Source organism: Kosakonia sp., assembly GCF_032052965.1.
GTDB lineage: Bacteria > Pseudomonadota > Gammaproteobacteria > Enterobacterales > Enterobacteriaceae > Kosakonia.
The window spans coordinates 661173-684949 of sequence record NZ_DAMBVN010000001.1; the positions used below are offsets into that span (position 1 = coordinate 661173).

Consider the following 23777-nt stretch of genomic DNA (forward strand, 5'->3'; position numbering starts at 1 on the left):
AGAATCGCGTAAAACTGTCAGCCGCTCTTTTGGCCACGAAAATAGATAACTATGCTCCAGGACAACCCGCTGCTTGCGCAGCTAAAACAGCAACTTCATTCTCAGACGCCGCGTGCGGAAGGTGTCGTAAAAGGCACTGAAAAAGGCTTCGGCTTTCTGGAAGTCGACGCGCAAAAAAGCTATTTCATTCCGCCGCCGCAAATGAAAAAAGTGATGCATGGCGATCGTATTATTGCCGTCATCCACAGTGAGAAAGAGCGCGAAAGTGCGGAGCCAGAAGAGCTGGTCGAGCCTTTTCTGACGCGTTTTGTCGGCAAAGTGCAGAAGAAAGACGATCGTCTTTCCATCGTGCCGGATCACCCGTTGCTGAAAGATGCCATTCCCTGCCGCGCTGCTCGTGGTGTCGAGCACGATTTCAAAGAAGGCGACTGGGCTGTTGCCGAAATGCGTCGCCATCCACTGAAAGGCGACCGCGGTTTTTATGCCGAACTGACCCAATTTATTACTTTCGCCGACGACCATTTTGTACCGTGGTGGGTCACCCTGGCGCGCCACAATCTGGAAAAAGAAGCCCCGAACGGCGTGGCGACTGCCATGCTCGATGACGGTCTGCAACGCGAAGATATGACAGCGCTGCCGTTCGTCACGATCGATAGCGCCAGCACTGAAGATATGGACGATGCCCTCTACGTTGCCGAAACCGCTGAAGGCAAACTGCAACTGACAGTAGCGATCGCCGATCCGACAGCCTGGATCGCCGAAGGCAGCAAGCTTGATGATGCCGCGCGGATCCGCGCCTTCACCAACTACCTACCGGGTTTTAACATCCCGATGCTGCCGCGCGAATTGTCTGACGACCTTTGCTCGCTGCGTGCCAACGAAGTGCGTCCCGCACTGGTTTGCCGCATGATACTGGATAACAACGGCGCGATTGAAGACAACATTGAATTTTTCGCGGCAACCATCGAGTCAAAAGCCAAACTGGCGTACGACAACGTCTCCGACTGGCTGGAAAACAGCGGCGAATGGCAACCCGAAAATGACACCATCGCGGCGCAAATCCGTTTGCTGCACCGTGTCAGTCAGTTGCGCGCACAGTGGCGCCAGACCCATGCGCTGGTGTTCAAAGACCGTCCGGATTACCGCTTTGTCCTCGGCGACAAAGGTGAAGTGCTGGATATCGTAGCCGAACCGCGCCGTATCGCTAACCGCATTGTCGAAGAATCGATGATTGCCGCCAATATTTGTGCCGCCCGCGTTCTGCGCGACAAGCTCGGGTTTGGTATTTATAACGTGCATCTTGGCTTTGATCCTGCAAACAGCGAACAACTGGCCGCAATGCTGAAAACCCACGGTATGCATGTCGACGCAGAGGAAGTCTTGACGCTGGAAGGCTTCTGCAAGCTGCGTCGCGAGCTTGACGCGCAACCCTCTGGTTTCCTTGATAGCCGCATTCGTCGCTTCCAGTCTTTTGCTGAAATCAGCATCGAACCGGGGCCGCACTTTGGTTTGGGTCTGGAAGCTTACGCGACCTGGACATCACCCATCCGTAAGTATGGCGACATGGTTAACCACCGTCTGTTGAAAGCGATCATTAAGGGTGAAACACCGAAACGCCCACAGGATGACACCACTGTGCAAATGGCAGAACGCCGTCGTCTTAACCGTATGGCTGAACGTGATGTCGGTGACTGGCTGTATGCCCGGTTCCTGCAAGATAAAGCCGGTAGCGATACCCGTTTTGCTGCGGAAATTATCGATGTAAGCCGTGGTGGTATGCGCGTTCGTCTGGTTGATAATGGTGCTGTGGCTTTTATTCCGGCACCCTTTATCCACGCTGTGCGTGATGAACTGGTTTGCAGCCAGGAGAGTGGCACCGTGCAGATCAAAGGCGAGACGGTGTTCAAAGTCACCGACGTGATCGATGTAACCATTGCGGAAGTCCGTATGGAAACCCGCAGCGTGATTGCCCGTCCTGCGCTTTAACGGCTTGTAAAGTCAGCTCCTTCCCACCCGGGAGGGAGCCCCTTCCACATTGCGATAGCCCGCGCATTTTTTTCTCATTTCTTCACACAATCCTGTAAAAGCGACCACAATAACAATTCAGGCAACTGGTTGTTTACTGCAGAATTCTGCAATTTATGCACAACGGCTGTTTTGCATAGTGCGATCGTGCTGGCCGACTATTTCAATAAGAACAATACGTTCATGCCTGACAACGCCCCGGTAATACAGGCGTTTTCCGTCGCTAATGAGTACTCGATGTGCGTTTTGGTGGTCTGGGAGATAGCATGAAAGACGAGCAGGAAAACAATTTGCTGTTTCGTTATCTGGGGTCCGACAGCCCGTTCTGGCGTTTGACTGCCGACAGCAACGCATTGCACTTTTCTCCAAACGAAGATTCTGAGGTCAGTCAGGTGATGACGCTAAGTCCCGAGCAGGCGGCGTTGATCCGTGAAATGACCGTGATTACATCAAGTCTGACTATGCCGCTGAACCTGTTCGGCGAAGAGGTAATGGTGCATCTGGTCGGTCATAAAGTCAGCCGCAAAGTCTGGGCGGGTAGCGCTTCGGCCTGGCATGATACCCAGTCCGTTGCCCGTGACCTGGTTCAGGGGCTTTCCTTTGCCGAACAGGTCGTCTCCGAAGCCAACTCTGTGATCGTTATCCTCGATCGCCACGGCAATATTCAGCGTTTTAATCGCCTTAGCGAAGAGTATACCGGCTTGAAAGAGCAGGACGTGATTGGACAGAACGTCTTTAAATTGTTTATGAGCCGTAGCGAAGCCGTCGCCTCCAAACGCAATATCAGTGGTTTTTTTCATAATGGCGCACCGTATGAAGTCGAGCGCTGGGTCAAAACCCGCAAAGGGCAGCGGCTGTTTCTGTTTCGCAATAAATTTGTCCACAGTGGCAGCGGTAAAAACGAAATTTTCCTGATTTGTTCCGGTACGGATATCACCGATGAGCGCCATGCCCAGGAGCGTTTACGCGTACTGGCCAATACCGATACCGTTACCGGACTGCCTAATCGCAATGCCATCAATGAACTGATCAGCGACGCCATTGCTCAACGGGGAGAGACTCAGGTCGGTATTGTCTACCTTGATCTGGATAATTTTAAAAAAGTGAACGATGCCTATGGGCATATGTTTGGCGATCAACTCTTGCAGGCGGTGTCGCTTGCCATTTTGAGTTGTCTGGATAAGGGCCAGGTGCTGGCGAGACTCGGCGGCGACGAGTTTATTGTGCTGGCCACCGATACCAGCCAAAGCCTGCTGGAAGCTATGGCTTCACGCATTCTGACGCGATTGCGCCAGCCCTTTCGCATCGGCCTCATTGAGATCTACAGCGGCTGTTCTCTGGGTATTTCACTGGCACCGCAGCATGGGAACGATCGCGAAAGCGTGATCCGCAATGCAGATACGGCGATGTACACGGCCAAAGAGAATGGACGCGGTAAATTCTGCGTATTTTCGCCGGAAATGAACCAGCGTGTCTTCGAGTACCTGTGGCTGGATACTAACCTGCGTAAAGCGCTTGAGAAAAATCAGCTGATTATTCACTACCAACCGAAAATTACCTGGCGTGGCGAGGTGCGCAGCCTGGAAGCGCTGGTGCGCTGGCAGTCACCGGAGCGCGGGTTGATCCCGCCGCTGGACTTTATCTCCTACGCCGAAGAGTCCGGGTTGATTGTGCCGCTCGGACGAAGGGTGATGCTGGATGTGGTACAACAGGTGGCGAAGTGGCGCGATAAGGGAATTCACCTGCGCGTTGCCGTTAACGTATCGGCCCGACAGTTAGCCGATCAGACAATTTTTAGTGATTTGAAGCAGGCGCTCAGCGATCTCCATTTTGAATACTGCCCTATCGACGTCGAATTAACAGAGAGCTGCCTGATAGAAAATGAAGAACTGGCGTTGTCGGTAATTAAGCAGTTCAGCGCGTTAGGTGCGCAGGTGCATCTTGATGATTTTGGCACTGGTTACTCTTCCCTGTCTCAGCTGGCACGGTTTCCGCTTGATGCCATTAAACTTGATCAGTCTTTTGTCCGTAACGTACATAAACAGGCCATTTCGCAATCGCTGGTGCGTGCCATTGTTGCCGTGGCGCAAGCGCTTAACTTACAGGTTGTTGCCGAAGGGGTTGAGAATGCGAAAGAAGACGCCTTTCTTACCAAGAACGGCGTCAATGAACGGCAGGGATTTCTATTTGCTAAACCCATGCCCGCTGCCGCATTCGAGCGATGGTTGAAGCGCTATCAGGCGCGCAGATCCCATTAACTGGCTTTACTGAGCGTACTGGCAACATGCCGGTTCTGTAACTGCACCAGACGCTCCATATAGGCAATATCTTTCGGTTGCAGGCAGAATGCGGCATCCACCCAGTCTTCGGTAATGTCCATTAATTCGCTCCGCGGCAGTTGCAGTACCCGCTGACGCGCGCGCAGCATGGCGCGCACACCATTGAGACGCGGTTGCAGCGTATCAATAAATGTGCGCGTGGCGATGTAACCCTGACCGGCATCAAACGAGACATCCACCAGACCGTGCGATTCATACCATTCAGCGGCATGCGACTCGCCTTTATAAATCAGCTCCTCCGCCAGTTTCATGCCTGAACGACGTGCGACCAACGAGTAGCCGCCCATGCCGGGAAAGAGATTAAAGGCAATTTCGGGAAAGCCGAGGCGCGCGTCGCACTGGGCCAGGACAAAATGGTGCGCCAGCGCCGCCTCAAAACCGCCGCCTAATGCACTGCCTTCTACCATCGCTAGTGAGATTGCGCCGGTGTCAAAACCGCGTGAAGCCGCATGTACGCAGTCTACACAAGCGCGGGCATACGCTCGTAACGCCTCGCGGCGCCCGTTCTTAATACACTCGACAAAGAACTGCAAATCCCCGCCAGTGTTATACATACCGGGAACCAGCGAGCCGGTTACCCAAAAATCCACCGCAAATCCCGACTGCCTGACCAGCCAGGAGATATTCATGATCTCTTCAATTAATGCGTGGTTAAAACAAGGCCGCGGCCGGGCACGGAGCATCATCCATACAGTGCGGCGCTCCTCCTCATAAAAGCCAGAAAGTTGCGTAAAACGTTCATTATCGGTAAACAGTTTGCATGTAGCTTGGTTGATAACAGTCATTGCTTTATCCTCCGGTAAGAAAATAGCGCATTGCGCGCACAGCAAGCCTAATCCACCGTGAAACATGACTGTGGAGCACCTAATGAATATATAATGCGTGCTTATAAGTTTTTGAGATTTCGTTTTTTACCCTTCTCTTTTTACACTCTTTTCTGCATCATTGAATTTATTCATTTTTCGATTTTAAGGTGAAGATATGGCAGATATTGACGTGAAACAGCTTGCCGGCCGGATCGACACTGTTCTGGATATCCTGGTTGCCGGGGATTACCAATCCGCCATCCGTAACCTGGAGATTCTGAAAGCGGAACTGTTAGATCTCGACAATCCCAATCAAACCGCTTCTCCTGGCGCAACAAAAACGCCCTGGGAAATTTGAATGGCGCACTTTTCGCCATCACACGGCAGCCAGGACGGCGACGCCCGCATGGCGATTTTCCTTTCGACGACAATTAGAAATTTGTGGCTATGAATTCCCGACAACAACTCATTTTGCAAACGGTCATTGATAAAGGCCGCATGAGCGTCGCTGAACTGGCGCGAATGACCGGCGTTTCAGAAGTGACAATTCGCCAGGATCTCAACACGCTGGAGAAACAGAACTATTTGCGCCGTACGCATGGTTTCGCCGTGCCGTTGGACAGCGATGATGTCGAAACGCGCATGATGAATAATTATACCGTGAAGCGGGATTTAGCCGACTTTGCTGCGTCCCTGGTTTCTGCTGGCGAAACGGTATTTATTGAAAACGGCAGCTGCAATGCGCTGTTGGCGCGCAAACTCGGTGAGCAACGCGATATCACAATCATCACGGTAAGCAGCTACATTGCCCATTTGCTGAAAGATTCTCCTGCGGAAGTTATCCTGCTGGGCGGTATCTATCAGAAAAAAAGCGAGAGCATGGTTGGGCCATTAACACGCCAATACATTCAACAGGTTCATTTCAGTAAAGCTTTTATTGGCATTGACGGCTGGCAGCCTGAAACCGGCTTTACAGGGCGGGATATGATGCGCACCGATGTGGTAGATGCGGTGCTGGAAAAAGGCAGCGAGGCCATTGTACTGACCGACAGTTCGAAATTCGGCGCAATGCATCCCTACTCGCTTGGCCCGGCTGAACGCTTCCAGCGGGTTATTACCGACAATCATCTCACGGCAGAAGCGCAGCTGCAGCTGCAGCAAGCCGGGCTAATCGTGGATATCGTTCCTGCCGGTATGCCTCACTAACTTCTGCGCCCGCGTTTGCGGGCTAACCCCCTCTCATCTGAGAGTTTTCCGACCCATTGATTAAGATTATTTACCTGTCTTGTAACGGACCGCGGCGTAAAATTAATATTAGCGATATAACAGGAAGTGACTATCACCCGCGTGATTGTATTACACCTGCGCAGCAAGGTTTCACGGACTGCTTTAGTACAGCGCTCAGCGACTATACTTAAAGGGAACATCTTTCCGTGAATCGATTATTCAGGAGAAAGTATGATGATGTTAACAAGCAAAAAAATGGCCGCTGCAGTACTGGCAGTAACCCTGGCAATGTCTCTGAGCGCTTGTGGTCACTGGTCTAAACGCGATCGTAACACCGCCATTGGTGCGGGTGCGGGCGCACTTGGTGGCGCAGTCCTGACGGACGGTAGCACGCTGGGTACGCTGGGCGGCGCGGCTGTCGGTGGGATCATCGGCCACCAGGTTGGTAAGTAAGTGGTGGGCAATACGGCAACAATAGAATAAATATACTTTCTTTTCAGGTCTGAGTTTACAGTGTAATGATAAGGCCGTGGTGAACACCACGGCCTTTCTGTTTCAACCACCAGCAAGTTTCACTTTCATCCCTTTGGCTTCCAGCAATGATTTAAGCAAATCACGTTTATCGCCCTGGATCTCAATGACACCCTCTTTTACAGCACCGCCGCAGCCGCATTTTTTCTTGAGTTCCGCCGCCAGTTTGACCAGCGTTTCATCATCTGCGTCAATCCCCGAAATCAGACAAACACCCTTCCCTTTGCGTCCGCTGGTCTGGCGGGAAATACGTACAATGCCATCGCCTTGCGGGCGGGTGACCTGGACTTTTGGTTCGTCAATGCGCCCGGTTTCTGTGGAGTAAACTAACCGGCTGTTGTTATCACCCATTATGCCCCCTTGCCAAGCGATGCATTAATCGTTTTCAGTGTTTGCGCCGGATCGGATGATTGGGTGACCGGGCGCCCAATTACCATATAGTCTACGCCTGCGGCCAGCGCCTGTTCAGGTGTCATGATACGGCGTTGATCGCCCGCTTCACTGCCCTGCGGGCGGATACCTGGCGTAATCAGTTTGAACGCCTGCCCCAGCTCACGTTTAAAGCGAACCGCTTCCTGTGCCGAACAGACGACACCATCCAGACCACATTGCTGCGTCAGGCGCGCCAAACGCTCTGCATGCTCCGCCGGGGTAACCTGAATACCCAGATCCTGTAAGTCACTGGCTTCCATACTGGTTAACACGGTCACGGCAATTAACAGAGGCGCGTCTTTACCGAACGGCAGCAGTGCTTCTTTTGCCGCACTCATCATCCTTGCACCGCCAGAGGCGTGTACGTTAACCATCCACACGCCAAGATCCGCTGCTGCCTTAACGGCATGTGCTGTGGTGTTGGGGATATCGTGGAATTTCAGATCGAGAAAAATATCAAAACCACGCTGCTGCAGCTCGCGTACCAGTTGCGGTCCAAAAAGCGTGAACATTTCTTTGCCGACTTTCAGACGGCAGTCACGGGGATCGATGCGGTCGACAAACGCCAGGGCTTTGTCTCGGTTATCGTAATCTAGTGCCACTACAACCGGAGAGGCAGTAACAGCGCGGAAAGTCGATAAAGCAGTAGACGTCATGATCAGACCTTCTGAAATGAGGCACCCGCTCAGGCGCAGAATGAATAAACGGCGAGCATTCTACCTGCCCATCCGCAGAAATAACAGGCTCCATTTATACCCTGCTAAGCGATGTGCTGGCACGGTTGCTGCTAGTTTTAAAATTTATATATAAGTATGTTGTAACTAAAATGGAGGCTTTTAAAAAATCACTGACCGTCCAGCCCGCGAATCGGTTTGACCGTTGACCAGGCGCGGCAGGATGGGCAGTGCCAGTACATGGTATACGCGGTAAAACCGCATTTATGGCAGCGGTAGCGCGGTTTGCTGCGGATCTGCTCGCCGACCATTTCACGCAAAACACCCAGGCTTTCTTTGGCGCGCCCCTCTTCTGCTTCGTTCAGATGGTAATCCATCAGTTTGTGGAACACGCGCATTGTCGGATGGCGTTGCAGTTGTTGGGTAACAAACAGTTGGGCGGCATCTGGACCGTCGCGGCGTTCTTTAATTTCCGCTAGCATCAACTCCGCGCTTGCGCCGGTGTTCTCTTCCACGCAGCGCTGCAGGAATTCTGCCCACTGGTCAATTTTGCCCATTTGCTGGTAGCAGGTTTGCAGCATCTCCAGCGTTTCGCTAACCAGTTCTTTATCCTGGTCGATGACACGAAGCAGGCTGTCCGCCGCTTTAAAGTAATCACCATTCGCCATAAACACGCGCCCCATCATAATGGAGACGCGCGGGCTGTCACGGTCAGCGGCAGCGCCCTTCTTCAGCAGCGCCATGGCTCTGTCCATATCTTCGTTGCCCATCTGCTGGAGCGCCAGCTCGCAGTAGAAATGAGCGATTTCACCGCGTTGCTTATCTTTGCCAAGTTTGACCAACCGCTCGGCAGCATCAATCGCTTTTTGCCAGTCACTGGTCGCCTGATAAATTTGCAGCAGTTGCTGTAGCGCGCTGACGCGAAAATCCGTTTCATCAACCAATTGATTGAACATATCTTCGGCACGGTCGTACATGCCAGCCGCCATATAATCGCGACCCAGTTGTTGCACGGCCAGCAGTCGCTGATCATAAGATAATGAGGCGCTTTCCATCAGGGTTTGATGGATGCGGATCGCACGGTCAACTTCGCCGCGTGAGCGGAACAGATTCCCGAGCGTAAGATGCGCTTCGACCGTGCCGGTGTCCTCTTTCAGCATGTCGAGGAACAGGTCTACCGCTTTGTCCTGCTGGTTGCTCAGTAAAAGGTTAACCCCGGCAACGTATTCACGTGAAAGCCGGTTCGCCTCATCCTGCTTTGTTTGTTGAGCATTTCTGCGCCCCATATACCAGCCATAGGCCGCCGCGACAGGTAACAGCAGAAACAACAACTCCAGCATAAACGATTATTCCTTTGCCGCCGGTGCACTGGTCGTCACCGGAACAGTCGTGACAGGTGCAAGCTGGTTTTCAAGGCGTTTGATTTTACGCTCGGCACGCACAAGGGAAACACGCACGCGCAACCAGAACAGACCGCATATCAGCCAGCCAATCGCAAACCCGGCGGCAAAAAGCACGGCCAGCAGCGTAGAGATACGGTACTCACCCTGCGCGAGGAGATAATTGAAGGTCACTTGCTGATCGTTTTGCGCACCAAGGGTAATCGACACGACAAAAATCGCTAACACCAGTAAGAAAATGAGTAAATATTTCACATTACGTCCCGTTATGTGGATCCGAGCGATGAAATTATATGCAACCGACTGTACACAGCCTTATAAGCTACCATTTTAGCGCCCGGCGCGAAATGGAAATGCATGACGTTAAATTCTGATTTGGGGTTAAAACGGCAGAAATCAAGGTTCTTGATCCCGCTCAACAATTTCCTCCACCTCCTCGACGGGCGGAGTCAGAGGGCCACACACTTTCTGCGCCAGCCAGGTGGCGAAGGTCACTAATAACCAGGAGATCAGGGTGGCGACCACCAAATCGCGTGGCCAGTGCATGCCCAGTAATAACCGGCTGCCCATGACGCCTGTTGCCCACACCAGTAAAATTACCATTGTCCAGTTTCGTCTGCGCGGCCATAACAATCCCACGCCTAATAGCGCCCAACTTGCGGCAAACATGGTGTGGCCGGATGGAAAGGCAAAACCGGTTTCTTTTTGCCAATGTTTACGCAAAAACCGAGGAATATCATGCTGACTGGCGAGTTGCTCTTTTACCAGATCTCCACGTGCTTTGCGTTTTAACATGTAGAACTCGCTGGCCTGAATATCGTGTGTTTTTTCAAGCCACATGACAAAAGGACGCGGCTCCTGGACCCGATCTTTCACAAAGGATTTCACGCCCTGCCCTAACAGAATGGCACATCCCAGAATGGCGAAGAGCATCACCGCGGGTTTGAGGCGAAAACGCAGGCACCAAAGAAACCACCCGCACAGTAAGACATGAGTGATTACCCCCCACGGCTGAGTGACTGTTTCTGTGATCCAGTACAAAAAATGCAGCCACCAGCGTGACGGGCCTGGCTCCCATTGCCAGCCAGAGACCCAGACAATTAACGGCATGATTAATAAAATTGCAGCGCCTGCCGTAGTTCGTTTCGCAATTGACAGCATGTTCTCTCCTTCTTTTGTGCGCACAATCATAACCGAAAAATAACATTCCCGCAGAAAGCAACAGATTTGTGCGATTTTTCAATGACACGCTGGTCTCAATTAGGTGATGCTGCGGGCATTGTGGCAAAATATGTTTATAGAGAAGGCCAACAGGCTACAGGTGCGCAGTGCGCCAATATAATCCGGAGATTCACATGCAGCTTAAACGAGTGGCAGAAGCCAAACTGCCTACCCCATGGGGCGACTTCCTGATGGTGGGTTTTGAAGAACTGGCAACCGGGCAGGATCATGTTGCCCTTGTCTTTGGCGATATTTCCGGGCAACTGCCCGTGCTGGCGCGCGTACACTCGGAATGCCTGACTGGCGATGCGCTTTTTAGCTTGCGTTGTGACTGCGGCTTCCAGCTCGAAGCAGCCCTTAACCAGATTGCCGAAGAGGGACGCGGCGTGCTGCTTTACCATCGTCAGGAGGGCCGAAATATCGGTCTGCTGAATAAAATTCGCGCCTACGCGCTTCAGGACCAGGGGTACGACACCGTTGAAGCGAACCATCAACTCGGTTTTGCCGCAGATGAGCGTGACTTTACCCTCTGTGCAGATATGTTCAAATTGTTGGGCGTAGACGAGGTGCGTCTGCTGACCAATAACCCGCGCAAAGTTGAGATCCTCACTGAGGCGGGAATTAACATTGTTGAACGCGTCCCGTTGATTGTGGGACGTAATCCGAATAATGAGCACTATCTCGACACAAAAGCCGAGAAGATGGGACATTTGCTGAAGTAGTGGTCAGATGAACAAAAAAAGGCCTGCGTTTGCAGGCCTTTTTATTCAGTTGAGCATATTGCGAATAACGTAATGCAAAATACCGTCATTACGGTAGTACGTCAGTTCCGTAGAAGTATCAATGCGGCAACGGCAGTTCAGCACCTCTTGTGTGCCATCCGCCCGCGTCAGGGTCACCGCTAATTCGCCACCGGGTTGGATATTTTGCAAATTTGCAATATCCAGTCGTTCCTCACCGGTCAACCCCAACGTTTTGCGCGTCACACCCTGCGGGAACTCCAACGGCAAAATCCCCATACCAATCAGATTAGAGCGATGAATACGTTCAAAAGATTCGGCAATCACCACCCGAATCCCGAGCAAACGGGGCCCTTTCGCTGCCCAGTCACGGCTGGAGCCAGAACCATACTCCTTCCCGGCTATAACGGCCAGCGGGGTTCCTTCCTGTTGATAGCGCATCGCCGCATCGTAAATCGACACGACTTCAGTGCCGGGCAAATGGCGAGTCATGCCCCCTTCAACACCCGGTACCATTTCATTACGAATACGGATATTGGCAAAGGTGCCGCGCATCATCACCTCATGATTGCCGCGTCGGGAACCATAAGAGTTAAAATCCCGGCGCTCAACACCATGACTTTGCAGATAACGTCCTGCCGGACTGTCTGCCTTTATGCTGCCTGCTGGTGAAATATGGTCCGTAGTAACGGAGTCGCCCAGCATAGCGAGGATCCGCGCACCGTGGATATCCTGCACCGGTTTCGGCTCCGCAGCCATATCGTCAAAGAAGGGTGACAGGCGGATATAGGTGGAATCATTCTGCCAGCCATAGGTGTCGGAGCGTTCGACCTCGATAGCCTTCCACTCCGGCGTGCCTTCAAACACCTCGGCATACTCTTTACGGAACATGTCCGTCGACACCTGCTCAACCGCGCGGGCAATCTCCTGACTCGACGGCCAGATATCTTTCAGGTAGACCGGGTCGCCTTTGCGATCATGCCCCAGCGGATCAGTCGCGAGGTTAATATTCATATTGCCGGCCAGCGCATAGGCAACCACCAGTGGCGGAGACGCCAGCCAGTTAGTTTTCACCAGCGGGTGTATGCGCCCCTCGAAGTTACGGTTCCCCGACAGCACAGCCCCCACGGTGAGGTCCCCTTCGCGGATAGCATGTTCAATCGGTTCCGGCAACGGGCCTGAGTTGCCGATACAGGTTGTGCAACCGTAACCGACCAGGTTGAAACCTAACTCATCAAGATACGGGGTCAGTCTCGCCTGCGCCAGGTAGTCAGAAACGACTTTCGAGCCGGGTGCCAGAGAGGCCTTAACCCAAGGCTGTCGTTTCAACCCGAGCGTGACGGCTTTTTTCGCCAACAATCCGGCGGCCATTAATACACTCGGGTTTGAGGTGTTGGTGCATGACGTGATCGCGGCGATTGCCACTGCGCCATCCGGGAGCTGGTATTGGTGCCCGTTCAGCACATAATCAACAGGCTTACGATCTTTTTGCGCGGTGTTCAGTTCCAATTCTGAACTGGCAGCAAATGCTTTCGGCACGTCGCTCAGCGCTACGCGATCCTGTGGGCGTTTTGGCCCGGCGAGACTGGCTTCAACATCATTCATATTCAATTCGAGCGTGCTGGTGAAGACCGGTTCATCTCCGGTGTTTCGCCACATACCCTGCGCTTTTGCATACGCCTCGACCAGTTCAACCTGCTCTTCGCTGCGCCCGCTCAGACGCATATACTCAAGCGTCACGCCATCAATCGGGAAAAAGCCGCAGGTCGCACCATACTCCGGAGCCATATTGGCAATAGTGGCGCGATCGGCGAGCGGTAAGGAGTCCAGCCCATCGCCATAAAATTCGACAAACTTACCCACCACGCCATGCTTACGCAGCATTTGCGTAACGGTAAGCACCAGATCCGTGGCCGTGATCCCTTCACGCAATTTGCCGGTGAGTTTAAAACCGACCACATCAGGGATCAGCATAGAAACAGGCTGGCCTAGCATAGCGGCTTCTGCCTCAATCCCGCCGACACCCCAGCCCAGGACACCGAGTCCATTGATCATGGTTGTGTGGGAATCCGTACCGACCAGCGTATCCGGATAGGCGACCCATTCTTTGTCCTGTAATTCACTCCACACCGCTTTACCAAGGTACTCAAGATTGACCTGATGACAAATCCCGGTGCCCGGTGGCACAACGCTGAAGCGGCTAAAAGCTTGCTGCCCCCAGCGCAAAAAAACGTAACGCTCATGGTTACGCTCCATCTCGAGGCGAACGTTCTCCTCAAACGCGTCATCGTCGCCAAAATGGTCGACGGTGACTGAATGGTCAATCACCAAGTCGACGGGCGACAGAGGGTTCACTTTAGCTGTGTCCCCCCCAAGGCGTTTAACGGCTTCACGCATGGCCGCTAAATCGACTACGGCGGGAACACCGGTAAAATCCTGCATCAGTACCCTTGCCGGGCGGTAAGCGATTTCACGATCCGCATGGGCAGTCTTCAGCCAACCGGCAAGGGCACGGATATCCTCTTCAGTAACGGAGTTCCCATCCTGCCAGCGCAGCAGGTTTTCCAGCAAGACTTTGAGCGACTTAGGTAACCGTGCGATATCCCCCAGCTCCCTGGAGGCCAGCGGCAAACTGTAGTAGTGGTAGGTTTTGTTCTGCGCCTGCAACGTGTCCTTACTGGCTTCGCGTAGGGTTGACGACATATGCTCCTCCTTTTAATACAGAGATTGCGATACCCTGATGGTCTTCAGGGTCTGTATTAAAGATAACACAAACATATCGTAACGTTTTGATAACAACCCGAATTGCTACAACAGGTGAAAACTGGCGGACAGCAGAAATAAAAAAACCTCGCCGAAGCGAGGTTTTTCAATTCATTACTGAAGCAACATCCAGACAAGTTGTCCCCAGAAAAGGACAGAAACAGAAAACGCCCCCATCCACGACCAATATTTCATTACACAATGATTATTCATAACGCTATTACCAGAAAATCTATTCATTAAAACTGAGTTACTACTCAATTCATTTATGCCGTGTATTAATCAATGAGTACAAAAGATCGTTTCTACGAATAATGCGAAAATTCACCGCATTTATTCTGATGAAATAGTTATTGTTTTTTAACGTCGTCTTCAGTGAAGGCGTCTATAAATGCTTGTTGCTGCGGCGTCAGCTTCCAGGAAGCCGGAATAGTGGTCACAGGTTGTTTTTTCGCTTGCGGTGGCGTGTCACGAAGCTGACATACTGGTTTTACTGGTTCAAATCGACCCGCTATCGCCATTTTACCCCCAGAATTTCCAGATCAATAACGCAACGACTGCCCAAAACGCGGCAGAGCCTAGAAATACCGCCAGCCAGGCTTTACGCTTGAGCTCAGGATCCCTTTGCGGCTCTTCACTTCCTGATGGCATTGCTAACCTCGTACAATCGACATCACTTATCATTTTGGACACCAACAATCGGCAAAATTAATCATGGGTTGAGACAAATCCTAAAAGAACTTTAGTGGAAAATCCAGTGAATTTACTCACCATTTCCAAAGAAATATTTAATCTTTTGACCCGAAATAAATTATTGAAGTGAGAAATTTGCGATACGGCAATTTAGTTTCTATTTTTGTCACAAATTAGCGACAGGGCTGCGGGAAGATGTGAGCTCAATCACTTGATGGAGATGAGAAAGGAATTAGATGATGATAATTCTAATTTAGGTTTAGGCAGACTTAAGGGTATCTTTTCAATCGTAAAGATACCCTTAGTCATTATTTCTGAGGTAATTTAATATCTTTAAACATGGCTTCTATATCTTCATTCGAGCGTAATGCCACTGCTGCATCAACCACATCGCGGGTTAAATGTGGTGCGAAGCGCTGAATAAAATCATACATATAGCTACGCAGGAAGGTGCTGCGACGGAAGCCGATTTTCGTTGTACTGTGGCTAAAAATCTCATGCGCATCCAGCTTGATCAGGTCCGGATCGGAAACCGGATCGACCGCCATACTGGCAATCACCCCGACTCCCAGCCCGAGTCTTACATAAGTTTTAATGACGTCTGCGTCTGTCGCAGTGAAGACAATACGCGGAGTTAAACCGGCACGATTGAAAGCGGTATCCAGCTCTGAGCGCCCGGTAAAACCAAAGGTGTAAGTCACAAGCGGGTACTGCGCCAGTTCATCAATGCTGACCGATTGCTTCGATGCCAGCGGGTGATCGGGGGTCACTACAATGGAACGATTCCAGTGATAGCATGGCAGCATCACCAGATCGTCGTACAAATGCAGGGCCTCGGTGGCGATAGCAAAATCGGCGTTTCCTTTGGAAACCGCCTCGGCGATTTGCGTTGGCGATCCCTGATGCATGTGCAATGAGACACGCGGATAACGCTCAATGAAGCCTTTTATCACGTTAGGTAACGCGTAACGGGCCTGCGTATGGGTGGTCGCAACGTACAGTGAACCTTTATCTGGCCAGGTGTGTTCGCCGGCCACAGATTTTATGGCATCGACTTTCGACAATACTTCCCGCGCGATACGGATAATTTCCTGCCCGGCGGGGGTAACCTGCGTAAGATGTTTGCCACTGCGGGCAAAAATTTGTATGCCCAGTTCATCTTCCAGCATACGCACTTGTTTACTGATACCAGGTTGAGAAGTATAAAGCCCTTCGGCCGTTGAAGAGACATTGAGGTTGTGATTCACCACCTCAACAATATAACGAAGCTGCTGTAGTTTCATAACAGACCATCCGGATTACGCAAACGAAGTATCGCTTAAGACGATTTCATAATAAAAAAGCAGGAAGCTATAACCACTATATCATTTATAGCTTCTGTGTATAGCAGCGCACAAAGAATAATAACGAGGCAATAAAAAAGGCCGGATGACCGGCCTTGAAAAGCTAAGGTACTGAAGTTTTTACTTTTTCGCTTCAGTCCATTTATTGTCAATAAAGAAGGCAGACCAGCCCGTGGCTTTCCCGTCTTTTTCGGAAGCAACATATTGCTGCTTCGTTTTACGGCTAAAGCGAACAATGGTCTTGTTGCCTTCCGGATCCTGCTGCGGTGCATCGGCCAGGTAACGCAATTTTTCTGGCAGGCGATCGCGGAAACGGAAGAGTTCTTCAACCAGCGGCGCACGTGTTTCGCGTGATTTCGGGAACGTATTGGCAGCCAGGAAAACCCCTGCTGCACCATCGCGCAGCACGAAATAGGCGTCCGATTTTTCACACGGCAGTTCAGGCAGTGGTACCGGATCTTCTTTCGGCGGCGCCACTTCGCCATTACGCAGGATCTTGCGTGTATTTTTGCATTCGTCGTTAGTACAAGCCATGTACTTGCCGAAACGCCCCATCTTCAGGTGCATTTCAGAACCACATTTTTCGCACTCCACCACCGGGCCGTCATAACCTTTAATGCGAAATTCACCCTCTTCGATTTCGTAGCCGTCACAGGTCGGGTTATTACCGCAGACATGCAACTTACGTTTCGGATCGATCAGGTAACTGTCCATCGCAGTGCCACATTTCTGGCAGCGACGTTTGGCGCGCAACGCGTTGGTTTCGGCATCATCTCCTTCCAGCACGTTGAGCACTTCGTTTTCCGGCACCAGGTTAATGGTGGTCTTGCAGCGCTCTTTCGGCGGCAACGCATAACCGGAGCACCCGAGGAACACGCCGGTGCTGGCGGTACGAATACCCATTTTGCGGCCGCAAGTCGGGCAGTCGATGCTGGTCAGCACCATCTGGTTCGGACGCATACCGCCGGTTTCCGGGTCTTGCTCGGCCTGTTCAAGCTGACGCGAGAAATCACCGAAGAAGCTATCCAGCACTTTGCGCCATTCGGCTTCATGGTTCGCCACGCGGTCGAGACTGTCTTCCATCTGCGCGGTGAAGTCATAATTCATCAGTTCACGGAAATTCTCTTCAAGGCGATCGGTAACGATCTCGCCCATTTTTTCCGCATAGAACCGACGGTTCTCAACACGCACATAACCCCTGTCCTGAATTGTCGAAATGATCGACGCATAGGTAGACGGGCGACCAATACCCCGCTTTTCAAGCTCTTTAACCAGCGAAGCTTCACTGAAACGTGCAGGCGGTTTGGTAAAGTGCTGCGCCGGGGTCAGTTCCGTCAGAGACAGCTCATCACCTTTATTGACTGCTGGCAGCGTACGATCTTCGTCCCCCTTACGCAGCGCAGGCATCACTTTAGTCCAGCCGTCGAAACGCAAAATGCGTCCACGCGCTTTCAGACGGAAATCCCCAGCGCCCACAGTCAGTGTGGTGGAATCGTATTGCGCCGGGGTCATCTGGCAGGCTACGAACTGGCGCCAGATCAGCTGGTACAGCTTCTGCGCATCGTTTTCCATGTCTTTCAACGATTCAGACAATACGGCCACATCGGAAGGGCGAATAGCTTCGTGCGCTTCCTGCGAGTTCTCTTTACTGGCGTACTGATTTGCTTTTTCCGGCAAATATTTCTTGCCGAAATTGTCGCTGATATAGCTGCGCACCATGCTCACCGCATCCTGACTCAGATTAGTCGAGTCGGTACGCATATAGGTGATATAGCCAGCTTCATACAGGCGCTGCGCCATCATCATGGTTTTCTTCACGCCAAAGCCGAGACGGGTACTTGCCGCCTGCTGGAGCGTGGAGGTAATAAACGGCGCGCCAGGTTTACTGCTGGTTGGTTTATCTTCTCTTTCCAGAACGGTGTAGCGTGCTTTTTCCAGCAGGCTCACCGCGGCCATTGTTTGTTCGCGGTTTACCGGGCGGAAGGCTTTATCACCCTCGTGGCTGACCTGCAAAGGCAGGGCGTCGCCGCCAGGCGTGGCCGTAATGGCGTCGATTTCCCAGAACTCTTCCGGCACAAACGCTTTGATTTCGCGTTCGCGTTCGACCACCAACCGCACCGCCACGGACTGCACACGACCGGCAGACAAGCCACGTGCGATTTTCTTCCACAGCAGCGGAGAAACCATATAGCCCACCACACGGTCCATAAACCGGCGCGCTTGCTGAGCATTAACACGATCGATATTCAGCTCTCCAGGCGTTTCAAACGCCTGACGGATCGCATTCTTGGTAATTTCGTTAAAAACCACACGGCTGTAGCGTTTTTCATCACCCCCGATCACTTCCCGCAGGTGCCAGGCAATGGCTTCCCCTTCGCGGTCAAGGTCGGTTGCGAGATAGATATGGTCGGCTTTTTCCGCCAGCGCTTTCAGCTCGGAAACTACCTTTTCTTTACCAGGAAGAACTTCATATTGAGCCTCCCAGTTGTGCCATGGGTCGATCCCCATGCGATTGACAAGCGCGCCACGTTCATCCTTTTTGGGCTTCTTAGCCGTCCTGGCGGAGGCTGAGTCTGCGCTCTTTTTCGGTGCTGATCCACTGGTCGGCAAATCACGGATATGACCTACGCTGGACTTCACCACGTAGTCATTACCCAGATATTTATTGATCGTTTTGGCTTTTGCCGGGGACTCAACGATAACGAGAGCTTTACCCATATTCACCTTACCTAATTAAATTCTTCCAGGAATACGTCGCACTTTGCTTCACTCTCCACGGCGACAAACCCCAAATATTGCGGCGGCGTCAATGGATATCAACCCCATGTTACAAGCCAGGCGCGTTAAACAGTGCGTTCAGGTTACTGACTTAGCAGGCTTTTGGCCTTGAGGCGATAGTGCGCGACGATGTTACGGTCGAATGTCAAGCAATTCTGTTGCCAGATTGACGAAAGCGTCACACTGTACCTGATAAAATTTGTTACGCAACTTTATTAGCATGCAAAATCAAATCGCGCCAGCACAACCGCGCAGCAAACCCATTGCTAAAACAGGGAAAATTTGCCCCTGAGCAGTGCCCGGCGTAGACTTACGGAATTTTTAAGGAGGAGTAAATGCAAGGTACATCTCAGCCCATTGAACGCCAGGCTCTGCTTGAACTGGCCAATAAACTGATCCGCGAACATGAAGATACGCTTTCGGGCATTAAAGCGACTGATGTTACCCAGCGTAACGGCGTTCTGGTGTTTAGCGGTGAATACTTTCTTGATGAGCAAGGTTTGCCGACGGCCAAAAGCACAGCGGTATTCAATATGTTCAAATACCTGGCGCACGAGCTTTCTGAAAAATACCACCTTATTGATTAAAAAAAACGCGAGGCCTGAGCCTCGCGTTTTTCTTACATCAAGGGTTTCTGCCCCCGCTGCCACCAGCGCATCAACAAATGATCAACGCTTTCTGCCGCACTCCCGGTAAAACGCTCCATCAGTTTTTTGCGCTGCTGGTAACGAATACCAATCACCTCATGTTCTTCAATCAGCCCGAGCAACAATTCGTCGCTGGTGCCGATAGCGTCAATCAGGCCTTTGTCCAGCGCCTGCGAACCGTACCAGTGTTCGCCAGTTGCCACCTGCTCGATATCCAGTTCCGGGCGCATTTTGCTGACAAAATCTTTAAACAGATCATGCGTTTCATTGAGGCTTTCGCGGAATTTCTGCCGCCCTTCTTCCGTGTTCTCACCCAGCAACGTTAAGGTGCGCTTAAACTGCCCGGCAGTGTGCAATTCAATATCAATCTCTTTGCTTTTGAGGAAGCGGTTAAAGTTGGGGATCTGCGCCACGACGCCAATCGAGCCGATAATAGCAAAAGGGGCAGCGACAATTTTGTCTGCCACGCACGCCATCATATAACCTCCGCTCGCCGCAACTTTATCGACAGCAATGGTTAACGGGATCTGTTTGTCGCGCAGCCGTTGCAATTGCGACGCCGCCAGTCCATAGCCATGCACCACGCCGCCTGGGCTCTCCAGTCGCAACACCACTTGATCCTGTGGCTTCACGACAGTCAGTACGGCGGTGATCTCTTCGCGCAGAGACCCCACCTCACCCGCGTCCATACTGCCTTTAAAATCGAGCACAAAAACACGCGCTTTGCCGTTGGCTTCCAGCTCACCCGCTTTCGCTTTTGCCTTCGCCGCTCTGGCGTCGAGTTTTTGTTTCTTCTTCTGAGCTTTATGCCACTGTTTTTGTTGATGGCTATCCAGCAAGGATACCGCCATCTCCTCTTGCATCTCTTTATATTGTTCACTCAGACGCGTGATGCGCAGTTCGCCGCGCTGGCGTTTGCGCTGTGTCAGGTTAACAATCAGCACCGCGACGACCGCAATCGCGATCACCACGGTTGCGATTTTGGCTAAAAAAAGACCATATTCAGAGAGTAATTCCACGTATCCCACCTCAATTACACCGCTCAACAATCGGACCAGTTTACATGAGCGATGCTGGCGCGTCTCGCCTCACCCGTGGAACATTTACGCCATGTTACTGAATTTTTTAACACTCTGTGGCACAAAGCCCGGCTAGCTCTCCGCGTGGCCGATTGAAATAGTGCTCTGTTTAAGGCATAAAGCCAGCATGTGAAGTGAAAACAGGCCCGGGCCTGAGGAGACAGCGTGCACTATCAGCCACAACGCGATCTGTTAAACAACCGATTTATTCTGGTTACCGGTGCCAGTGATGGTATCGGTAAAGAGGCGGCGCTAACCTATGCCCGCTATGGCGCCAGCGTGATTCTGCTGGGGAGAAATGAAGAGAAATTGCGGCAGGTTGCGCAGACCATTCACCACGAAGGTGGTAAGCCGGCGCGATGCTTCACCCTCGACCTGGCGACATGTACGCCAGACGAGTGTCAGCAACTTGCCGACGCGATTGCCGCTGAAATCCCCCACCTCGATGGGGTGTTGCATAATGCCGGGTTGTTGGGAGATGTCGCCCCGATGAGCGAGCAAGTTCCCGCAACCTGGGATGCCGTGATGCAGGTGAATGTCAATGCAACTTTTTATCTGACACAGGCACTTCTTCCTTTATTACTCCGGGCAGAGAGCGGTTCGCTGGTCTTTACCTCCTCCAGTGTTGGGCGACAAGGTCGTGCGAACTGGGGCGCTTATGCCGCATCGAAGTTTGCCACCGAAGGAATGATGCAAGTGCTGGCTGAAGAGTACCAGAACAGCCTGCGAGTGAACTGTATCAACCCAGGAGGCACGCGTACCAACATGCGGGCCAGTGCTTTCCCGACCGAAGATCCACAAAAATTGAAAACACCCGCCGATATTATGCCGCTCTATCTGTGGCTGATGGGCGATGACAGCCGCCGCAAAACGGGCATGAGCTTCGATGCACAGCCCGGACGCAAACCGGGGATCGCACAATGAGTGAAGAACGATATCAACAACGTCAGCAACGGGTAAAAGAGCGTGTCGATGCCAGGGTTGCTGCTGCTCAGGACGAGCGCGGGATCGTGATTGTCTTTACCGGCAACGGTAAAGGGAAAACGACCGCCGCCTTTGGTACTGCTACACGTGCGGTTGGGCATAATAAAAAAGTCGGCGTTATCCAGTTTATTAAAGGCACATGGCCGAACGGCGAACGTAACTTACTTGAACCGCTGGGTGTGGAGTTTCAGGTCATGGCTACGGGCTTCACCTGGGATACGCAAAACCGGGAAAGCGATACCGCCGCATGCCTTGCAGTTTGGCAACATGCCGAGCGTATGCTGGCCGATCCGCAACTCGATATGGTGGTACTGGATGAGCTGACCTACATGGTGGCTTACGATTATCTGCCGCTGGAAGCAGTACTGACGGCGCTCAACAATCGCCCGCCAATGCAGACCGTCATCATCACCGGTCGCGGTTGCCACCGGGATATTATGGATCTGGCCGATACGGTCAGTGAACTACGCCCGGTGAAGCACGCATTTGAGGCTGGCGTGAAAGCACAGATCGGTATCGATTACTGATTCTTCGTGTATAGCAACAGGACATGAAAAAAGGGGCTTTCGCCCCTTTTTGCTATTAATCGTTTTTATTGCGCGTACTACCCGCCCGACGATTACCCGTCGGCTGGCTGTGGCGTTTCACCGCACGGCGGATCTGGTTCGCTTTCATGCGACGGCGGTCTTTTTCCACCGCGACTTTGGATTGTGTTTCAACCTCAAGCCCAACCAGTTCACGCAGGTAGTTCGTCTGCGCCAGATCCAGTTCGGTCCATCCACCACGGGGCAGCCCCTTCGGCAGCGGGATGTCGCCATAGCGTACACGGATCAGGCGGCTTACCTGCACGCCAACTGCTTCCCACAGGCGACGCACTTCGCGGTTACGCCCTTCGGTCAGGGTAACGTTGTACCACTGGTTGATGCCTTCACCACCGCTGAATTTGATGGTTTTAAAAGCAGCAGGGCCATCTTCCAGCTGCACACCGCGCGAAAGCTCACGAATTTTATTGTCATCCACTTCGCCAAACACGCGCACCGCATACTCACGTTCAACTTCACGGCTCGGGTGCATTAGACGGTTCGCCAGTTCACCATCGGTGGTGAACAACAGCAGACCGCAAGTATTGACGTCGAGACGACCAACGGCTATCCACCGTGCGCCGCGCAGCTTCGGCAGGCGATCAAACACCGTCGGACGCCCTTCCGGATCGTTACGCGTACAAAGCTCGCCTTCGGGTTTGTAATATGCCAGCACACGGCAAATCTGCTCTACAGACTCTTTTACCGAAATGAGGTGACCATCGATACGGATTTTCAGCCCTGGCGTGACATCAACACGGTCGCCCAGCGTCGCAATTTTGCCGTCCACGCTAACGCGACCGGCCTGGATAATAGTTTCGATTTCACGGCGGGAACCGTGGCCAGCCCGGGCCAGCACTTTCTGTAGTTTTTCGCTCATAGAGCATCCTTCAGGTGTCGCCTTCACAGGCGTCTGGGTATACTTTCAAAAACAACGAGTTAGTAAAAATCAACGTAACTCGCTGATGTGTAAATAATTCATGGTATACAGCATGGCACACATTTTGTCCCCATGCTGTTACACGCAATGATTCGTGGGCGCACATACTACACTAACTTTAGGCTAAATGATTCAACAAGTTTTGTACGATTACGCGTACCGAATTTGACCTGGTCGGTGGGTTTTGTCACGGAGGCACTCACCAGTGGCCGGCAGATAAGTGCATGGCCTGCATGGATGACTTCACGGCGATGGAAGCGTGAACGGTTAAAGAAAAAGATCTGCGGAACGCGGGAAGAAGCCCGTAATGATATTATTGCTTACAGCGAAAAGATTTATAGTAGTCAGCGTCGGCATGGTTCGCGCGCTCCGATACCATCGGCGGAATATGAAAATCCATCTATCAACGGCTCAGAAGAGTCCAGATCAATTGGACTGGAGTCAGGCAGAACCGAAGGACATAGCAGAAGATACGCAGGGTAAGCATCAGGCATGGGTTAATGACTGTCATACCTTAAGATGACAGCCATTAACTGAATGGGCGTGTTGATGTAGATAATTTGTTATCCTGCTC

23 protein-coding genes and 1 pseudogene are annotated in these 23777 nt (G+C 52.1%); 10 read left to right on the forward strand and 14 right to left on the reverse strand.

From position 1 onward, the window contains the following. The first annotated feature begins 51 nt into the window (after positions 1-51). Positions 52-1986 (forward strand): exoribonuclease II, encoded by a 1935-nt coding sequence (locus RTX30_RS03065; RefSeq protein WP_312686683.1) that lies wholly within the window; start codon positions 52-54, stop codon positions 1984-1986. 305 nt (positions 1987-2291) lie between these two features. Continuing rightward, a complete protein-coding gene (gene pdeR / locus RTX30_RS03070; RefSeq protein ID WP_312686685.1) occupies positions 2292-4283 on the forward strand; it encodes a cyclic di-GMP phosphodiesterase in 1992 nt (663 codons plus the stop codon). Here the strand turns inward: pdeR and RTX30_RS03075 are convergent. Next, positions 4280-5149 (reverse strand): crotonase/enoyl-CoA hydratase family protein, encoded by an 870-nt coding sequence (locus RTX30_RS03075; RefSeq protein WP_312686687.1) that lies wholly within the window; start codon positions 5147-5149, stop codon positions 4280-4282. The two genes, pdeR and RTX30_RS03075, sit on opposite strands and share 4 nt — an antisense overlap. Before the next feature lie 196 nt (positions 5150-5345). Here RTX30_RS03075 and RTX30_RS03080 point away from each other — a divergent pair, with 196 nt between their 5' ends. The 3 genes from RTX30_RS03080 to osmB all read left to right on the forward strand — a co-directional run bounded on the left by RTX30_RS03080 (position 5346) and on the right by osmB (position 6850). Beyond that, the gene (locus RTX30_RS03080; protein WP_312686689.1) at positions 5346-5528 is read left to right on the forward strand and encodes a hypothetical protein; all 183 of its coding nucleotides are present in this window, start codon (positions 5346-5348) and stop codon (positions 5526-5528) included. An 89-nt stretch (positions 5529-5617) separates the two neighbouring features. Continuing rightward, a complete protein-coding gene (locus RTX30_RS03085; protein ID WP_312686691.1) occupies positions 5618-6376 on the forward strand; it encodes a DNA-binding transcriptional regulator YciT in 759 nt (252 codons plus the stop codon). Positions 6377-6631: 255 nt separating this feature from the next. Beyond that, positions 6632-6850, forward strand: coding sequence for an osmotically-inducible lipoprotein OsmB (osmB, locus tag RTX30_RS03090; RefSeq protein ID WP_025263597.1), 219 nt, complete (start codon positions 6632-6634; stop codon positions 6848-6850). Positions 6851-6952: 102 nt separating this feature from the next. Here osmB and yciH read toward each other — a convergent pair whose 3' ends face one another. From yciH to pgpB, 5 genes are all read right to left on the reverse strand, one after another. Then, positions 6953-7279, reverse strand: a complete 327-nt coding sequence (gene yciH, locus RTX30_RS03095; RefSeq protein WP_312686692.1) for a stress response translation initiation inhibitor YciH — start codon at positions 7277-7279, stop codon at positions 6953-6955. After that, on the reverse strand, positions 7279-8016 hold the full coding sequence (pyrF, locus tag RTX30_RS03100) for an orotidine-5'-phosphate decarboxylase (protein WP_312686694.1): 738 nt from the start codon (positions 8014-8016) through the stop codon (positions 7279-7281). The genes yciH and pyrF overlap by 1 nt, the downstream gene beginning before the upstream one ends. 188 nt (positions 8017-8204) lie before the next feature. Further along, the gene (gene lapB / locus RTX30_RS03105) at positions 8205-9374 is read right to left on the reverse strand and encodes a lipopolysaccharide assembly protein LapB (RefSeq protein WP_312686696.1); all 1170 of its coding nucleotides are present in this window, start codon (positions 9372-9374) and stop codon (positions 8205-8207) included. Between the two features lie 6 nt (positions 9375-9380). Further along, entirely contained in the window at positions 9381-9689 is a 309-nt protein-coding gene (locus RTX30_RS03110; protein ID WP_312686698.1) for a LapA family protein, read from the reverse strand. A 141-nt stretch (positions 9690-9830) separates the two neighbouring features. Beyond that, complete coding sequence (pgpB, locus tag RTX30_RS03115; protein WP_312686699.1) at positions 9831-10595, reverse strand: phosphatidylglycerophosphatase B; 765 nt, start codon at positions 10593-10595, stop codon at positions 9831-9833. Positions 10596-10789: 194 nt separating this feature from the next. Here pgpB and ribA point away from each other — a divergent pair, with 194 nt between their 5' ends. Next, on the forward strand, positions 10790-11377 hold the full coding sequence (gene ribA, locus RTX30_RS03120; RefSeq protein WP_312686701.1) for a GTP cyclohydrolase II: 588 nt from the start codon (positions 10790-10792) through the stop codon (positions 11375-11377). Positions 11378-11422: 45 nt separating this feature from the next. On the opposite strand, the gene acnA is transcribed toward ribA, so the two are convergent. The 6 genes from acnA to topA all read right to left on the reverse strand — a co-directional run bounded on the left by acnA (position 11423) and on the right by topA (position 18912). Next, entirely contained in the window at positions 11423-14098 is a 2676-nt protein-coding gene (acnA, locus tag RTX30_RS03125) for an aconitate hydratase AcnA (RefSeq protein ID WP_312686703.1), read from the reverse strand. Between the two features lie 174 nt (positions 14099-14272). Then, positions 14273-14371, reverse strand: a complete 99-nt coding sequence (gene ymiC, locus RTX30_RS03130; protein ID WP_312686706.1) for a small membrane protein YmiC — start codon at positions 14369-14371, stop codon at positions 14273-14275. A gap of 137 nt (positions 14372-14508) precedes the next feature. Beyond that, positions 14509-14679 (reverse strand): hypothetical protein, encoded by a 171-nt coding sequence (locus tag RTX30_RS03135; protein ID WP_312686707.1) that lies wholly within the window; start codon positions 14677-14679, stop codon positions 14509-14511. Position 14680: 1 nt separating this feature from the next. Next, positions 14681-14842, reverse strand: coding sequence for a YmiA family putative membrane protein (locus RTX30_RS03140; protein WP_082794169.1), 162 nt, complete (start codon positions 14840-14842; stop codon positions 14681-14683). A 317-nt stretch (positions 14843-15159) separates the two neighbouring features. Beyond that, complete coding sequence (gene cysB, locus RTX30_RS03145) at positions 15160-16134, reverse strand: HTH-type transcriptional regulator CysB (protein ID WP_312686714.1); 975 nt, start codon at positions 16132-16134, stop codon at positions 15160-15162. A gap of 180 nt (positions 16135-16314) precedes the next feature. Then, positions 16315-18912: a type I DNA topoisomerase gene (gene topA / locus RTX30_RS03150; protein WP_312686716.1), complete on the reverse strand. Its 2598-nt coding sequence runs from the start codon at positions 18910-18912 to the stop codon at positions 16315-16317. Between the two features lie 395 nt (positions 18913-19307). Here topA and RTX30_RS03155 point away from each other — a divergent pair, with 395 nt between their 5' ends. Further along, the gene (locus tag RTX30_RS03155; protein WP_312686717.1) at positions 19308-19559 is read left to right on the forward strand and encodes a YciN family protein; all 252 of its coding nucleotides are present in this window, start codon (positions 19308-19310) and stop codon (positions 19557-19559) included. 32 nt (positions 19560-19591) lie between these two features. On the opposite strand, the gene sohB is transcribed toward RTX30_RS03155, so the two are convergent. After that, complete coding sequence (gene sohB, locus RTX30_RS03160; RefSeq protein WP_312686719.1) at positions 19592-20638, reverse strand: protease SohB; 1047 nt, start codon at positions 20636-20638, stop codon at positions 19592-19594. A 225-nt stretch (positions 20639-20863) separates the two neighbouring features. On the opposite strand from sohB, the gene RTX30_RS03165 reads away from it, so the two are divergent. Both RTX30_RS03165 and cobO read left to right on the forward strand, forming a co-directional pair. Continuing rightward, complete coding sequence (locus RTX30_RS03165) at positions 20864-21622, forward strand: YciK family oxidoreductase (RefSeq protein WP_312686721.1); 759 nt, start codon at positions 20864-20866, stop codon at positions 21620-21622. Further along, on the forward strand, positions 21619-22209 hold the full coding sequence (cobO, locus tag RTX30_RS03170) for a cob(I)yrinic acid a,c-diamide adenosyltransferase (RefSeq protein WP_312686722.1): 591 nt from the start codon (positions 21619-21621) through the stop codon (positions 22207-22209). The genes RTX30_RS03165 and cobO overlap by 4 nt, the downstream gene beginning before the upstream one ends. A 55-nt stretch (positions 22210-22264) precedes the next feature. Here the strand turns inward: cobO and rluB are convergent, their stop codons facing one another. Further along, a complete protein-coding gene (gene rluB, locus RTX30_RS03175; RefSeq protein ID WP_312686723.1) occupies positions 22265-23143 on the reverse strand; it encodes a 23S rRNA pseudouridine(2605) synthase RluB in 879 nt (292 codons plus the stop codon). Between the two features lie 315 nt (positions 23144-23458). Here rluB and RTX30_RS03180 point away from each other — a divergent pair. After that, positions 23459-23667: pseudogene (locus RTX30_RS03180) on the forward strand (hypothetical protein); the annotation flags it as partial. Between the last annotated feature and the right edge of the window lie 110 nt (positions 23668-23777).

What these genes read in the sequence shown, in the direction of transcription:
- topA (WP_312686716.1), bottom strand. Translation starts at nt 18,912, where the DNA reads ATGGGTAAAGCTCTCGTTATCGTTGAGTCCCCGGCAAAAGCCAAAACG.
- ribA (WP_312686701.1), top strand. Translation starts at nt 10,790, where the DNA reads ATGCAGCTTAAACGAGTGGCAGAAGCCAAACTGCCTACCCCATGGGGC.
- cysB (WP_312686714.1), bottom strand. Translation starts at nt 16,134, where the DNA reads ATGAAACTACAGCAGCTTCGTTATATTGTTGAGGTGGTGAATCACAAC.
- cobO (WP_312686722.1), top strand. Translation starts at nt 21,619, where the DNA reads ATGAGTGAAGAACGATATCAACAACGTCAGCAACGGGTAAAAGAGCGT.
- acnA (WP_312686703.1), bottom strand. Translation starts at nt 14,098, where the DNA reads ATGTCGTCAACCCTACGCGAAGCCAGTAAGGACACGTTGCAGGCGCAG.
- RTX30_RS03155 (WP_312686717.1), top strand. Translation starts at nt 19,308, where the DNA reads ATGCAAGGTACATCTCAGCCCATTGAACGCCAGGCTCTGCTTGAACTG.
- RTX30_RS03065 (WP_312686683.1), top strand. Translation starts at nt 52, where the DNA reads ATGCTCCAGGACAACCCGCTGCTTGCGCAGCTAAAACAGCAACTTCAT.
- pgpB (WP_312686699.1), bottom strand. Translation starts at nt 10,595, where the DNA reads ATGCTGTCAATTGCGAAACGAACTACGGCAGGCGCTGCAATTTTATTA.
- RTX30_RS03085 (WP_312686691.1), top strand. Translation starts at nt 5,618, where the DNA reads ATGAATTCCCGACAACAACTCATTTTGCAAACGGTCATTGATAAAGGC.
- RTX30_RS03075 (WP_312686687.1), bottom strand. Translation starts at nt 5,149, where the DNA reads ATGACTGTTATCAACCAAGCTACATGCAAACTGTTTACCGATAATGAA.
- RTX30_RS03140 (WP_082794169.1), bottom strand. Translation starts at nt 14,842, where the DNA reads ATGATAAGTGATGTCGATTGTACGAGGTTAGCAATGCCATCAGGAAGT.
- RTX30_RS03080 (WP_312686689.1), top strand. Translation starts at nt 5,346, where the DNA reads ATGGCAGATATTGACGTGAAACAGCTTGCCGGCCGGATCGACACTGTT.
- pdeR (WP_312686685.1), top strand. Translation starts at nt 2,292, where the DNA reads ATGAAAGACGAGCAGGAAAACAATTTGCTGTTTCGTTATCTGGGGTCC.
- osmB (WP_025263597.1), top strand. Translation starts at nt 6,632, where the DNA reads ATGATGTTAACAAGCAAAAAAATGGCCGCTGCAGTACTGGCAGTAACC.
- rluB (WP_312686723.1), bottom strand. Translation starts at nt 23,143, where the DNA reads ATGAGCGAAAAACTACAGAAAGTGCTGGCCCGGGCTGGCCACGGTTCC.
- lapB (WP_312686696.1), bottom strand. Translation starts at nt 9,374, where the DNA reads ATGCTGGAGTTGTTGTTTCTGCTGTTACCTGTCGCGGCGGCCTATGGC.
- yciH (WP_312686692.1), bottom strand. Translation starts at nt 7,279, where the DNA reads ATGGGTGATAACAACAGCCGGTTAGTTTACTCCACAGAAACCGGGCGC.
- RTX30_RS03135 (WP_312686707.1), bottom strand. Translation starts at nt 14,679, where the DNA reads ATGGCGATAGCGGGTCGATTTGAACCAGTAAAACCAGTATGTCAGCTT.
- ymiC (WP_312686706.1), bottom strand. Translation starts at nt 14,371, where the DNA reads ATGAATAATCATTGTGTAATGAAATATTGGTCGTGGATGGGGGCGTTT.
- pyrF (WP_312686694.1), bottom strand. Translation starts at nt 8,016, where the DNA reads ATGACGTCTACTGCTTTATCGACTTTCCGCGCTGTTACTGCCTCTCCG.